This window comes from Sporolactobacillus sp. BBK16-2, from assembly GCF_059878335.1.
Genome location: NZ_CM187611.1, coordinates 44,637 through 58,906 on the forward strand (window position 1 = coordinate 44,637; position 14,270 = coordinate 58,906).

At 45.5% G+C, this 14,270-nt stretch carries 13 protein-coding genes; 10 read left to right on the plus strand and 3 right to left on the minus strand.

All coding sequences use genetic code 11. The features are described from left to right. Positions 1-29 precede the first annotated feature (29 nt). From AC6F33_RS00225 to AC6F33_RS00235, 3 genes are all read right to left on the minus strand, one after another. Positions 30-902, minus strand: a complete 873-nt coding sequence (locus AC6F33_RS00225; protein WP_255749764.1) for a transglutaminase family protein — start codon at positions 900-902, stop codon at positions 30-32. A gap of 33 nt (positions 903-935) precedes the next feature. Beyond that, positions 936-1,883 (minus strand): alpha-E domain-containing protein, encoded by a 948-nt coding sequence (locus AC6F33_RS00230; RefSeq protein WP_255749765.1) that lies wholly within the window; start codon positions 1,881-1,883, stop codon positions 936-938. A gap of 449 nt (positions 1,884-2,332) precedes the next feature. Beyond that, positions 2,333-3,760, minus strand: a complete 1,428-nt coding sequence (locus AC6F33_RS00235) for a circularly permuted type 2 ATP-grasp protein (protein WP_480948122.1) — start codon at positions 3,758-3,760, stop codon at positions 2,333-2,335. A gap of 575 nt (positions 3,761-4,335) precedes the next feature. Between AC6F33_RS00235 and AC6F33_RS00240 the strand changes: the two genes are divergently transcribed. The 10 genes from AC6F33_RS00240 (at position 4,336) to AC6F33_RS00285 (ending at position 14,249) form a co-directional block, all read left to right on the plus strand. After that, complete coding sequence (locus AC6F33_RS00240; protein ID WP_255749235.1) at positions 4,336-4,587, plus strand: sigma factor G inhibitor Gin; 252 nt, start codon at positions 4,336-4,338, stop codon at positions 4,585-4,587. A gap of 333 nt (positions 4,588-4,920) precedes the next feature. Further along, positions 4,921-6,987, plus strand: a complete 2,067-nt coding sequence (locus AC6F33_RS00245; protein ID WP_500777534.1) for a sensor histidine kinase — start codon at positions 4,921-4,923, stop codon at positions 6,985-6,987. A 20-nt stretch (positions 6,988-7,007) separates the two neighbouring features. Continuing rightward, a complete protein-coding gene (locus tag AC6F33_RS00250; RefSeq protein WP_255749237.1) occupies positions 7,008-9,317 on the plus strand; it encodes an ATP-binding protein in 2,310 nt (769 codons plus the stop codon). A 129-nt stretch (positions 9,318-9,446) separates the two neighbouring features. Then, the gene (locus AC6F33_RS00255) at positions 9,447-10,121 is read left to right on the plus strand and encodes a response regulator transcription factor (RefSeq protein ID WP_255749238.1); all 675 of its coding nucleotides are present in this window, start codon (positions 9,447-9,449) and stop codon (positions 10,119-10,121) included. A gap of 142 nt (positions 10,122-10,263) precedes the next feature. Continuing rightward, positions 10,264-10,839: a VanZ family protein gene (locus AC6F33_RS00260; protein ID WP_255749239.1), complete on the plus strand. Its 576-nt coding sequence runs from the start codon at positions 10,264-10,266 to the stop codon at positions 10,837-10,839. A 115-nt stretch (positions 10,840-10,954) separates the two neighbouring features. Continuing rightward, positions 10,955-11,119, plus strand: coding sequence for a hypothetical protein (locus tag AC6F33_RS00265; RefSeq protein ID WP_255749240.1), 165 nt, complete (start codon positions 10,955-10,957; stop codon positions 11,117-11,119). Between the two features lie 128 nt (positions 11,120-11,247). Continuing rightward, positions 11,248-12,705 (plus strand): aminotransferase class I/II-fold pyridoxal phosphate-dependent enzyme, encoded by a 1,458-nt coding sequence (locus AC6F33_RS00270; RefSeq protein WP_255749241.1) that lies wholly within the window; start codon positions 11,248-11,250, stop codon positions 12,703-12,705. Beyond that, on the plus strand, positions 12,695-13,363 hold the full coding sequence (gene tmk / locus AC6F33_RS00275) for a dTMP kinase (RefSeq protein WP_255749242.1): 669 nt from the start codon (positions 12,695-12,697) through the stop codon (positions 13,361-13,363). The genes AC6F33_RS00270 and tmk overlap by 11 nt, the downstream gene beginning before the upstream one ends. An 82-nt stretch (positions 13,364-13,445) precedes the next feature. Then, positions 13,446-13,775, plus strand: a complete 330-nt coding sequence (darA, locus tag AC6F33_RS00280) for a cyclic di-AMP receptor DarA (protein WP_255749244.1) — start codon at positions 13,446-13,448, stop codon at positions 13,773-13,775. A gap of 36 nt (positions 13,776-13,811) precedes the next feature. Next, positions 13,812-14,249: a YaaR family protein gene (locus AC6F33_RS00285; protein ID WP_255749246.1), complete on the plus strand. Its 438-nt coding sequence runs from the start codon at positions 13,812-13,814 to the stop codon at positions 14,247-14,249. Positions 14,250-14,270 lie beyond the last annotated feature (21 nt).

Genomic DNA, 14,270 nt, shown 5'->3' on the forward strand with positions numbered 1-14,270 from the left:
CAGGCGCCGGAAAATCCGAGCGTCTGCTTTTATACAATATCAGCTAATTTTTTTACGTCCACATCAACCTTAAGATTCTGCCGCGGGGTGCCGTGGTAAACACCTTTGACGGGTACGATATCCTTGTAATCCCGTCCATAGGCAAGTATGATGTAGCGCCAGCCGACGGGCACATCGTTTGTCGGGTCAAATCCTGTCCAGCCTACATCAGGGATGTAGGCCTCGATCCAGGCATGCGAGGCTTGTTCGAAGTCCGCGTTGCCGCCGCTTAAATCCGATATGTATTGATAGCCGCTGACATACCGCGCGGGAATACCGAGGCATCGGCAGAGCGCAAGCATCAGATGAGCGAAATCCTGGCAAACCCCTCTGCGGATTTTGATCATTTCATCGATTTTCGTTTGTACTTGTGTTGCGGCGGGATCGTAAATGTATTCCTTCTTAATTGCCGTTGTGACTTCAGCCAACAGCTGTGATACGGATTCAACTGAACCGGACAAAAAACGATGAGCGATCTGCTGAACATCAGTTGTGTTTTGCGTGTAGTCAGTCGGTGCCAGATACTCGGCAAACTGATCCTGGAATGCATCGCTTTTCATGATTGCTTGCTCTTGTTCAAAAGGAAGAATGCTTGTTCGAGGCGTCATAGCATCGCTGGTGACGACCACTGAGCGTGCGGTAATGGTCAGTTCCGTATGCGGCTCTGAAATGGAAAAGGCATGCACACGGTTTCCAAAGTAATCTTCATAGACAAAGAGCGGCGCATGGGGATAGGTCGTAATCGAGTGCTGATAGCAAGACTGACTTCCATTCGTTCGCGGAGAAAGACGAATTTCATTGACACTGTCTGCCACTTCGCCGTCGTATTGATAATGAGTTGTATGCTGAATTTGAAATTTCATTGTTTGGCGCGGCTGCTTATTGAGAAGAATGGATCAAAAAGACAGCACGCTGACCCCCTTTGCAGAAAACATTTGACCGATCGCCGCTCCGATCATGTTGCAGCGTCGAACTTCAAGGTCGAGAAAATCGGCTACTCCTGTTCGAGCGATTTCGGAAGGATCCATATAATCGAGTTGGGCGTGCATCTTACCAATTGATTTACGCACATTCTGAATAGTAGGCGAGATACCGCCGCGGAATTCGGAGAGCTTGGCAAGGTGTTCGTTCAAGTGATAGAGCGAAAAACGTGTCGATCTCGGAAATACGGGACTGAGCATTAAAAATTCGAGAATGCTGTTCGTCGAAATTTTATTGGAGAGGCACTTGCGGAAGGCTTCGTAGCCGCTGACAGATTTCAGTAGAGCGAGCGCATCGCCGTACGGCAGTTCCATTCCATTTTGGCAATAGACGACGCGCAGGATGCGCAGCGTGTTCTCGGCGCGCTCTAAATATTTTCCCACCTGAAGCATCTGCCATTCCTGACCACGCAGCATGGTTGATCCGGCTATACCTTGAAACAGTGCGGTCTGGTTCTTGATCTGCTCAAAAAATGTGTGCGGGTAGATGAGCAGATTCTCCAATTTTTGTTCATTCAACCACAGGTGAAAGCTGTTGATTGCATCCCACAGTTCGCTCGGGAGACGTTCACGAATTGCCTGCGCATTCCCGCGTGCGCTCGTCACGCAGGATCGTATTGAATTTGTATTTGCTTGATCAAAAATAATGGTGTTGAGCACGGAGGACTCGTTATAGGCAAGATTCTGCTCTTGAAAAGCGTGCACATCCGCCAGCGTTTCAATAAGTTCCTTCCACGGATATTGTTCCCGCTCAGTGTGTGTGGATTGGCGGTGGTAGTCGACATCAATGAGGCGGGCGTGATTTTCGATACGCTCCAGATAACGCCCCAGCCAGTATAATGATTCAGCGATTCTACCGATCATGCGGATCCCCTCTTATTTGCTTCTGAATTTTATTTCTTGCCCATCTATCTCCGCTTGAGTGGAAAATGGGATGGAGGTGAGCGTTCCGGTATTTCTGTTTTACACAAGATGAGAAACAATCCCTTATTTTTTACCGCTCTCCGGGACAACTAGAGTCGCGCAGAAGGGATTAAACGATCCAAGTGTCTTTGCTGCTCCTAGAACTAATGAGTCGCGCAGAAGGGATTAAACGATCCAAGTGTCTTTGCTGCTCCTAGAACTAATAAGTCGCGCAGAAGGGATTAAACAATCCAAGTGTCTTTGCTGCTCCTAGAACTAATGAGTCGCGCAGAAGGGATTAAACAATCCAAGTGTCTTTGCTGCTCCTAGAACTAATGAGTCGCGCAGAAGGGACTAAACGATCTAAGTGTCTTTGCTGCTCCTAGAACTAATGAGTCGCGCAGAAGGGATTAAACAATCCAAGTGTCTTTGCTTCCTCCGCCTTGCGACGAGTTAACAACGAGCGAACCCTTCGTCATGGCGACGCGAGTCAGTCCACCGGAAATAACAGAAATTTTCTTGCCCTGGATGATAAACGGGCGAAGATCGATGTGCCGATCTTCGATGTGGCCGTCGGTAAGCGTCGGAACGGCAGAAAGATTGATGGTCGGCTGAGCAATATATCGATCCGGATGTTCCAAAATCTTTTTCCGGAACAGGGCAACCTTCTCAGGCGTGGATTGCGGACCGATCAGCATGCCGTAGCCGCCGGATAACGATGTTTCTTTGACCACCATTTTTTCCAATTGATCCAGAACGAATTCTCGGTCTTCTTTTTTCTCTAAATGATAGGTGGGAACATTTTTCAATATCGGTTCTTCATGCAAATAATAGCGGATCATGTCCGGAACCTTGGTATAAACGGCTTTGTCATCAGCAACGCCAGTTCCCGGCGCATTGGCGATGGCCACATTTCCTGCTCGATAGGCGTTCATCAAACCGGCTACGCCAAGCAGTGAATTCGGGTTGAAGGCAAGCGGATCAAGAAAATCGTCATCAAGCCGGCGATAGATCACGTCGACTTGTCTCAATCCCTCAATAGAATTAATGTACACTTTTTGGTCTACGACGCGCAGATCTGGTCCCTCGACGAGTTCGATGCCCATTTGCTGTGCCAGGAAAACATGCTCAAAGTAGGCAGAATTGTATCGACCCGGAGTCAAAAGGACAATGCAGGGATCCTGCTTATGATGCGGTGCCAGATCGTGCAACGCTGTAAGCAGATCCTGAGTACCTTGCTCGATGCTTTGAACGTTTGAGGAAAAATAGAGTTCAGGGAAATAATGCATCATAAGCGAACGATTTTTAAACACATAAGAAAGACCGGACGGTGTCCGCAGGTTATCTTCAAGTACATAGTAGGCGCCGTGTTCATCACGGATCAGATCAATGCCCGAAAGAGCGATATAGACATTCTCAGGCACTTCGACATTGGCCATTGCCGGCAAAAAATAGGGATTATTCACGATATGTTTTCTAGAGATCAAACCGTCCTTTATAATCTGCTGCTGATGATAGACATCATGAATAAAATGATTCAGTGCACGTACTCGCTGTCTGAGTCCGGCACTTAGTTTTTCCCAATCATCATGTGAAATAATTCTTGGTATGATGTCGAAAGGAATGATACGTTCACTTGCTTGATTTGCCGTGTACAGTTGAAAGGTAACGCCTTGACGCACCATCTGTTGTTTGATTTCTTTGGAGCGATCCAAAAGCTCGTTCTCTCCAAGTGTCTGCAGACAATCAAACAATTTCTGATAGTGCGTCCTGATCCGACCGTCCGGCAGAAACATTTCATTAAAGCAGGTTGTTTTCGAATGGTCGATCGTAAACATGGCAAACTCGTCTCCCTTAAGGAGGGCTGTTGCGGCAATATTAGTTGTGCCGCAATGCGAACAGACGCAAACCCAATGAATTTTATTGAATTTTTAAACACAGATATAAATAAAAGGACTTAAAGAAATTTAGGTAAGTGATCGGATAAATAAAGGATCTTCGACTAACAGTAAAGGATCTTTCGCTAAGTACGCGTACGTCCTGTACACAACGCGAAAGTCATCACCTCCTGTGAAAGTACATCCTATGAGCAACGTCGAAGCCACCGCAGCCTGCGGAAGTGCATCTTGTAGCATATCCGGCATTTGGCCATCCCCGCGGGGACAATTAAATTTTCTAATAATTTTAATAAATTATAATCATTGTTCTACCATGCTGTCAATGCTTGTTAACCAGTGTGAATGATTAATTGTGAGCTTTTGTGCCACATACACGGGGCAAGCCCAAAAAACATACATTAGATAAAGCAGAGACGCACATCATTTTATTAAAATAAGACGGGAAACTAGTTTGCTAGCTGATTGATGAATAGTTTTTGAATGAATGGAGAAACTGAGTGTGGAGGTGACGAAAGATGGCAATGCGCGAATTGAATCAGGCGAAGGAAGCATGCTTGATTTGCGGACGCGAAGATGTTGAAGGTATTCATATCTGCAATCAACTAATCTGTGACTCTTGTCAGAAAAAAATTGTGGAAACCGATGTGACGGATTGGAAATACAAATTTTATATGAATAAATTAGCAAAGCTTCAGATCGGCCAAAAGGGACAGTTGATGGAAACAGCAGTGGGTCATGCAGGATCGGGAGGAGAAGCAGGCAAATGATGATGCTTCTTTTTTTTGCAATGAAGACGCATAATTATAATTACATCTTATTAATGAAAAACCATGGACATTCCTTATATTCTAACCTCTGAAAGCCTAAGACAACAGCCCCAGACAGTAAGCAGAGTAGCAAAAGAGGCTCGAGACCCTTTCTATCCTCTCATATCAATGATTCATCTCTTCCAGCAAAATAAATGTATATTCGTATCCGACTTTTCTTTTTTCCTGCGTGATTGCTATTTTATGAGCGGCTCATTTTTGCTACACTGAATGCAAAGGGGGGCCTCCCGCATTATGGAGAAGAGGTTCTCTAGTAGTACGGAGGTGCGGGCAGTGGCTGTCAATTCAAAACTAAGAAAACGGATGATGCCTTTGGCAAGTCTGGTTTTTTCCCTGCTCGCGGCGATGGTTCTGTTAACGATTAGGCGTCAAAGCAGCGACCCGATTCTCGACAATGTCCTTCCTTTTTTCTTTTTCCTTTTTTGTTTTAGCCTTGGACTCTATTTATGGTTCATGAATAAGCGTGCGAAAGGCGAACGTACGCTGATCCTGTGTTTAGCGGATATCAGCCTGTTATGGCTTGCATGGGGTGCCGGCCGTACGCAACACGAACGTTTTTTTTGCCTTATTCTCTATCTAGTTATCTTTTATTCTGCACTTATCTTGTTCATGCAGGTGCTTCAAAACTATTTTTCCTATTGGGGCCTTAACTGGATGTCCGGAAAAGTCAAAATTGCCCTGATCGGCAGCGCTGCATCAACGTTTGTGCTCTTTGTGTTTGCAAGCATGACACATTATGCAGGTGTACGATCATTAGGTATGCTTTTTGTGGCGGCAGTGATGATTCTTGCGATTGTCTTGGCTATTCACGCTTCCAGACACTATAATGAACCCGCGCACAGGCCGATGCTGCAGACACTACTGCTGGGCTTGGTGGTTTCATTGATTCCCAATCTTGTGCTGTCGATTATTCCTTCAATTATTCAAGATGAGTTCATTTTTCGTCCGCTCGCGGGCATTTTTCTATTCATACTGCCCCTTGTCCTTTTTTATATGATCGTCTCTGACCGCTTCTTGGATCCTGCCTTTGTAACGACTAGCGTCATTTACTGTGCGATGATCGCGGCACCGTCATCTTTTTTACTTGGAACAGCCTTTTATGCACTGAACAGATGGAATTTAATTACCTATGACGGTGTTAATGATTACCGCTTCGTTATTGTTTCTTTTTTTGCCATCTTTATGATTCTTTATATAAAGCAATACCTGGATTATTCACTCAGGAAGAGACTTTATCCCAAACAGCAGGATGCGCAAACGAGTATAAACAGATTTTTGCAATGGATGAAAACGGATTATGATTTGGGAGATATCGACAGAATTATCAAACGGGAGATGGAGGCAACCCTGCCTGTGGAAGACGTCCGCATGTCGCGGACCGAACATAATGAATCAATGATGAGGACGTTTGACACAGAAAACGACTCAGCAACCAATCAGACAAAGGAGGGTCTGGGCAAGCTCTTCGCGACTCAAGATGGATTCCGTATTTTGCTGTACGAGAATGTCCGTAGAAAAATTGTACTTATGGGTAAATGGAAAATGCCAAGGAGGCGGTTAAACCCCGATGAACGTGTCTGGTTGGAGACGTTAATTAATTATATACAGATCGTCATTGAAAATTTGGCAAATACAAAGGATATGCTGGAAAACCTGGAAGGTTCCTCCGTCTTAAGTACATCCGTGCCGCTCACCGTTAAAAAAATGATGCTGCGCATCTCAGAACGTGAGCGATGGAAGCTGTCGCGCAGTCTTCATGATCAGAATATGCAGGATCAGCTTGATATTGCCCGTCAGCTTGATGCATGGGGGGCAGACGCCGATAATCCGGAGTCAAAGGCGCTGATGGTGAAGTTTCGCGAGCAGATTCTGGACAGCATCTATGTGCTACGTCAGGTGATCAATGATCTTCATCCGGAGTTTATCTATCGAACGGGTCTTAGAACAGCACTTATTGAACTCTTTAATAAAGTGAATTTGCGAGCCGATTTTACACTTCGCTGGGCGGTTGACGAACACTTGGACGGATTTCAGCGTGAATGGGAAATGGCCGTTTATCGTGTGGTTCAGGAGCTTTTAAATAATGCGCGAAAACATTCGCATGCCCGTCTTGTTACGTTAAGTCTGAAAAAAGAAGGCGGTCTGTTTACGCTGAATTATGCTGACGATGGCGTTGGCCTGGATGTCGCTAAAATCGGCAAATCCTTCGGAACAATGGGTTTTCCGGGGATGATCGGTCGAGTAGAAGGTCTTGGCGGGCGCATTAATATTCGCTCGGAAAAAGGAAAGGGCGTAGAGATTATCATGCAATGGACAAGCAAAGAGGTCTATGCCGGATGACTGTGAGAGAGGCGGGACACATGATTAATAACATTTGGAAACAATGGAGGCGCTCCATTCTGTTTCTAGCTGCGCTTATCTATGCGCTGACTCTTGCCGCTCACTTTATGTGGGTCATTCTTGATCGGCCGTATGTCGGTATCTATACCGTGCAAGAGGACAATCAGATCAAGGTCAGCGCCGTTGCTCCCTACAGTTGGGCCGAATCTGCGGGTGTGCGAACGGGTGATGTCATTTTAAACGTTGATGGCAGGCAGCCGGAAGATAACAGAAACATCACAACCTTTGGTATGGTTGGACAGGCAAAACAGGTCACTGTGGCGAGAGGTGCAGTTGTTCGCAACCTTAACATTGACAACGGTGCATCCGAATGGGCACTTCTTTTCTATTTAATTATCCCGCTCGCCTTTTTTGCAACGTGTTTTGTAGCGGTTTTGTTCCTTTATTTGCGCAAAGAAAGCAGTCCCGTGGTGCGTATCTTGATTGCACTACTGATCACGGTTAGTCCGGTGCTGTTTGAGATGTCGGCTAACGCCCGGCATGACAGCTGGAGCTTGCGGCTGACTAGTGTGGCAATCGTATTCACACTAATTTTTCTCGTACACTTTCTTCGTAATTATTTTTCGGTGTGCGGATTTCTTCTCGTGTCCAACTGGCTGCTTGGCTGTCTCTACCTGTGCGGGACGTTGATCGTCATCAACAGCTGTTTTTTTACCTCGAGAGAAGTCAGTGCCTATTATCAGCAAGAATTGGTCTTTTCCGTTTTCGTGTTCGGATTGTTGTGCATTCAGTTAACGCGGCTCTATTATCAGATTCGGGCATCTGAATACGGCCGTATCATTCATTTGCTGATGGCTGGCTTTTTTCTTGCGTTATTTCCATTTGTTGCGCTTTATGCGCTCCCAAATATGTTCATTGGGACATCATTAGTCCCTGTAGAGTGGACAACACCATGGATGATCATGCTTCCTGTTACTCTGTGCTATATCGTCTTGTCCTCAGCACTGATCGACATGTCCTTTTATATTGGGCAATTCGGCTATTACTGTGCATTGAGTTTCGCAATTACATTGCTGATTTTGATCAGCTTTCTCGGATTGGTACAGCGGCATATAACTGAGAGTCCGGCGGATGTAGCCAGGCTCGGGGCACTATGCTTTGTCGTTGGACTGATTATTTTTTATATCAAAGAGTACACCGATTACCATTTGATTCAGTTTCTTCATCCAAAGCGCAGAAGGCGACAGGAAACGCTGAATCGGTTTCTGCAGAAATCCAAGACCGAGTACACACTTCGTCATGTTGACTTAATGCTGCGGCGTGCTGTTTTGTCTCAGCTCCCGGTTGAAGAAACGGCACTTTTTCTTGTGAATTCGAAAGGCCGGATGCGTCAAGTGAATAAAAAGACAACGTTGTTGATGCGTCACATGCCGATCATTGCTGATCATGATTTTGATTTAAAGAAAAGCAATATTGGATTTACCGTTTTGCTTAAAGATGATAAAACCAATAAAGTTGTACTTGTCGGAAAGTGGATGAAGCCGGGGCGTAGTCTTAATCTTGATGAAAATATGTGGCTTGAGACATTGGTGAGCTACGCACGGGTCGTTATCGATAATCTCTATAAAACGGAAGGACTCTTGCAAGCCTTTCATCATCTCGAGAATGATCGCAAAAGAATTCCACATGCCATGAATCGATGGCTGTTCTCCATTTCAGAACAAGAAAGAGCGCATTTATCAAGGGATATGCATGATACAAATATTCAGGATCAATTGGCGATTGCCCGCGAAATCGATGCGGCGGTTAAAAAGATTCATCATCCGGAGACCGTCAGAAAGCTCAGCTATATTCGCGAACGCATTCTCGATAATACTGAAGAAATGCGCAAAATGATTCGAGAATGGTATCCGGCAGATATTTTCAACGGAAAATTGGAAAATGCGCTCGATGTGTTATTTCAACGAGTCAATCTGTCGGCAGACTTTCATTTGGAAACGCACCTTGCCGATATACCCCATGGACTCTCCAAAGAAATGGTACTCTGTCTTTATCGAGCGATTCAGGAATTGCTGCACAATGCCATGAACCATGCGCGAGCGTCCAGAGTTCGATTGGATCTTTCTTTTGAAGAGGACAGCTGTCTGCTCTGCTATCAAGATGATGGTGCCGGTTTGGCCAATACTGCTATTGATCCTTTTTTCAGTACTACAGGATTGACCGGAATAATGAGCAGGGTTGAAGGTCTGAATGGGAACGTCTTGTTCAGAGAAAGAAAAATTGAGGGAACAGATGGAGGATTATCTGTGCAAATTCATCTGCCTATTTAACAAGAAAAGAAAGTCGGATTAGGAAACCAGACACGAAAGCGCGAGACCCGGCTGATACGAGCATGTATGAGCTCGCGGTGCGTCCGCGACAGCGAGCGGCTGGAGTGTCACTTAAGGGAGTTGGAATCTATGACATCAATATTAGTAATTGACGATCATGCAGTAGTTGCAAGCGGAACAAAAGCGGTGCTGAAAAACGCAGGTTTTGAAGTCGATACGGAGCAGTCGGCAAAAATGATTCAAGCCATTTTAAAGAAAAAGAGCTACGATCTCTTCTTAGTGGATCTTAATATGCCAGATATGGACGGTATGGCAACAGCCGACTTAATTTTAGATCTGGATCCCGATGCCAAGATCATTATTTACACAGGTTATGAAACAGAAATCGAGCCACTTTTTGCATCCATGATTCAACGAGGCATTGCAGGTGTTGTCAGTAAATCAGCCTCCATCGATTCGCTCATTGCTGCACTGCATGCGGCACTCCGTGATGAGGTGCTGCTCCCGGTCTGGCTTTTCCAGCGCCTGCAGGTCGCTGATGCAGCGCGAACAGGAAGGGCAAAAGTGCATTTAAATCAAAATGAGCGAGCTATTCTTTCTGCAGTGATGCGTGGCGAGACCAATCGCGAAATCGCTCAAAATTTATTGATTGGTCAGAGAACCGTTGAAAAGCATCTGACCGGCATCTTTCAAAAACTAGGTGTCCATTCACGAATTGAAGCCGTTGAAAAAGTCAACGAGCTGGGAATCGGGAATGAACTCCATAGAACAAGAGCTGCCCAACAGACGAAAACAAACAGGTAACAGTCAAAATCCTCTCTTTTTTCAAATAATGCGTGATACCGCATCAAAAATGCGTGATCACGCATCAAAAATGCGCGTTTATGCGGCCTAATCTATATTATGATGGGTACAAAGAAAAATGTAGGCGAGAGGTGGCGACTTGGTGGACCATATACTCAATCCGACGATCTTTGACTTTTTTGTGACCTACAGTCTTTTGCTCTCTGCATGTTTGTTATTTGAGAAATATATACGACATACGCTGACTTATAATCGCGGTGTTTTCCTGTCTCTGTTCGTTGGTTACATTATGATCACCGCCCTGCTGACCGTTCAGCCGATGGGCGCTGCAGAGCAGTCGGTCGTGAAGCCGGACAGTATATTGCTCAATCTGCAGCCGTTTCAAACGATTGGTTTGCAGATTCAAAGTACTCAAGGACATTGGCTGCTTATGTGGCGGATTTGTCTGCCTGTTCCCTTTATGTTTTTTGTCGGCTTTATGACGCGAGGCCGGTTCGCTCTTCCGGGTCTCATAATGATTGGTATGTCTGCTTCTTTTGCAGTTGAACTTGCCCTTTTTCTCATGAATGGAATTCCTCAATTTCCAAAACACCTTTTTGATGTCGATGCCTTGATTCTTAATGGAATTGGTGTTTTCTTCGGCACATTGTTTTTCCGCTGGATGGAAACCAAACAATGGATGAAAGATTATATTTCAGAAACAATGTCCACTCGATAAAAACCTCAACTGTCTTATTAGCTTAGGCTGTTCCTATTTTGCAGCGGCGGCGTTAATCTACCTCATTGATCTTCCACAAGCTGCGATCACGCTGCGTCTCATGGAGTTGATTCTTATGAAACAATCAGCCGGATTCATAATCGGCGTTCTTCTCTTATTACTCAGCCTCGTAATCTTTAATGTTGGAGCGTCTGATAATACTACTGCACTTTCTCTTTTTGTTGCTGCATTGCTAATTATTGGCGTCACGGAGCTGACGATTAAGATAGGGAAAAAATAATCGATACACGCATTTATACTTCTCAGTGAGAATAAGCTCATCTCAATAAAAAACCCTCGAGTTAATAATGGTTGAAAAATCCTTGACTATGCTAAAATGAAGATATTAAACGTCAAGGAAGTTCAACAATGAATCAGCAAAGTACCCCCGTCTATGACGGATTAATCAAGTATCATCGAAAACAGGAATATTCCTTTCATGTTCCCGGACACAAAGATGGTCTGGTTTTTCCTGAAAAGGCGGAGTCTGTTTTTAAATCAATCCTGTCCATCGATGCGACGGAAGTGGCAAATCTGGATGATTTGTACCATCCGGAGGGGATATTGCGTGATGCGCAGCGGCTTCTTGCAGCCTATTACGAGACGCGTGCCAGCTATTTTCTTGTTAATGGATCAACAGTTGGGAACTTGACGATGGTTCTTGCCACGTGTGAACCGGGTGATGTTGTCTTGGTTCAGCGGGACAGTCACAAGTCTGTTTTCAATGCTTTGAAATTAGCGCAGGTTCATCCGGTGTTTCTCGCTCCGTCCGTTGATCCGTCGTCTGGACTTGCGGCGGGAATCGAACTCCAGGCGCTTGTTGAATGTATGAACCGTTATCCGCAGGCAAAAGCACTTATCTTGACGTATCCAAGTTATTATGGAATCGCGTCTCAATCAATAGGTCCATTAATTGCCTGTGCCCATCAACAGGGACTGTACGTCTTGGTGGACGAGGCTCATGGACCGCATTTCAAAATCGGTGCGCCCGTTCCACCGTCAAGTTTGGATCTGGGTGCCGATCTTGTGGTTCACTCGGCACATAAAATGCTACCGGCAATGACGATGGGTGCCTATCTGCATGTCAACTCAACACGCGTTTCACTAGAAAAAATTGAGAGCGTTCGTGCTATGCTGCAAAGCTCAAGTCCGTCTTACCCGATCATGGCCTCGCTCGATTTGGCGCGTTATTACATGGCGGCTCTTGATGACATACGAATCGACCGGATGCTTGCACGTCGCGATGCTTTCGTTCGGCGTCTGTGTTCAATTGACGGGTTAAGCGTTCTGCATGCAGATTCAAATCGCTTCATGCTTGATCCATTTAAGGTGGTGCTGCAGCTGGCTACTCGGGAGAATGGGTTTGAGGTACAGCGGCAGCTGATCGCTTCGGGAATATATCCTGAAATGGCTGATCCGCGTCACATCCTCCTGGTTCTCGGCTTAACTGAGGACATCGATTACGACGAGGCGTTTCGGTGCATCAACCAAGTCATTGGCCAATGTGCCTCGGGTACCTCTGCCGAACAAGGACAGGCGCCTTCGTTTCCAAAATTCGATTCCCTTGTCGATTCGTACCGGAATTTAGCGGTGCTGAGCAGTGAACATACAGAGCTGAATCGGTCGGTCGGACGAACTGCAGCGGAATCGGTAATTCCATATCCACCGGGGATTCCTATTGTTGTTGAAGGCGAACGTGTGACGGAGCATGGTCTGGAGCTGATCCGGTATTGGCAAGAGGCTGGGGCAGTCTTTCAGAATGAATGGATTAATCAAGGGAAAATCAAGGTTTACCAGTTGAGGGAGCATCATAAGAATGACACATAAAGGACTTTTTATTACATTTGAAGGCCCGGATGGTTCCGGAAAAACAACGCAAATTCATCGATTGGCGGGAGAGTTGGAACGCCGAGGCCTTCCCTATTTGCTTACAAGAGAGCCGGGCGGAACAGAGATCGGTGATAAAATTCGACAGCTCGTTCTGAATCCTGATCAAGAACTGGCCGAAAAGACAGAAATTCTTCTCTATGCTGCCTCAAGAAGTCAGCATGTGATAGAAAAAATTGTGCCGGCTGTTAACGCCGGACAAATCGTTCTTTGCGACCGATTTGTCGACGCATCCATTGCGTATCAGGGCTATGGCTTAGGGCAGCCCGTTAAAGTTGTAAAACAAATTAATGAATTTGCTACCGGTGGCATTTTGCCGGACAGGACGTATCTGATCGATGTTTCACCGGAGACTGGCAGAAGTAGAATGAAGAATCGAAGCGGGGCTCCGGAAGCAGGGGTCACAAAATCTGCGGATGATCTGGATCGAATTGAAATGCGTGCGCTGACCTATCATAAACGCGTTCGAGAAGGATTTCTCTCAATCTATGAAGAAAATAAATCACGTATCCGTTTAATTGACGGTGAGCAGGATCATGACCATGTTTTTCAAGATGTTATTGCTGATTTTTTCCAATTTATCAATCGTGTTCATTAATTTTTGGTCTTGTTAAAGGATTATGTTGTTGGGCACTTATTATTAGAATCATAATATGGATCGTGCGGAAGGGATGATTGCGATGAAATTGATTGTTGCTGTTGTTCAAGATAAGGATAGTAATTTTCTGCAGCAGGCACTTGTGGATGAAAATTACCACGCGACAAAGCTGGCGAGCACAGGTGGATTTCTGCGCTCAGGCAATACGACCTTTATTATCGGCACGGAGGATCACCAAGTAGACGCACTTCTTGAACTAATCAAGGAACATTGCCACAGCCGTAATCAAGTGATTTCACCTATATCTTCGCTTGACGCGAATGCAGACGGTTATATGATGCATCCGGTAGAGGTTGAAGTCGGAGGGGCGACGGTGTTCGTTCTTGATGTTGATCAATTTAAGCATTTTTAATGCACATGCTTGGGTGAGAGGGGGGCATTGTTTTTCATGGCGATTAAAATTAATCAGCATGCAAACCTGGGCGAATCTGTGTCCAAACGGGAAAGTACGGCCGTGCAGCCGCGTACCTCGTTTGAGCGCACTTTAAGCACTCAAAAGGGCGCAATGCAAGACGATGCGCTGAAGGCACTGCTCAATAAGGTCGACGAACAGGCGAAGCGCGTATCGAGCTCGCGTACAATCCGTGATTTGCAAGTCTACAAAAAATATGTGCGCTCCTTTCTTCAGGAAGCGGTACAAACCGGACTTGGGACATCGCAATCTCGTTCGTGGCAGCAAGGCGGTGCTCAGCAGACACTGGTTAAGACCGTGGATCAGAAACTGATTACACTGACGAATGATTTATTGGATAAAAATAAAGATGAACTCAAACTGCTTGATCAGCTTGATGAAATTCGCGGCATGCTGATTAATCTTTATATATAGTTGTTAAAAATGATTGGAAAG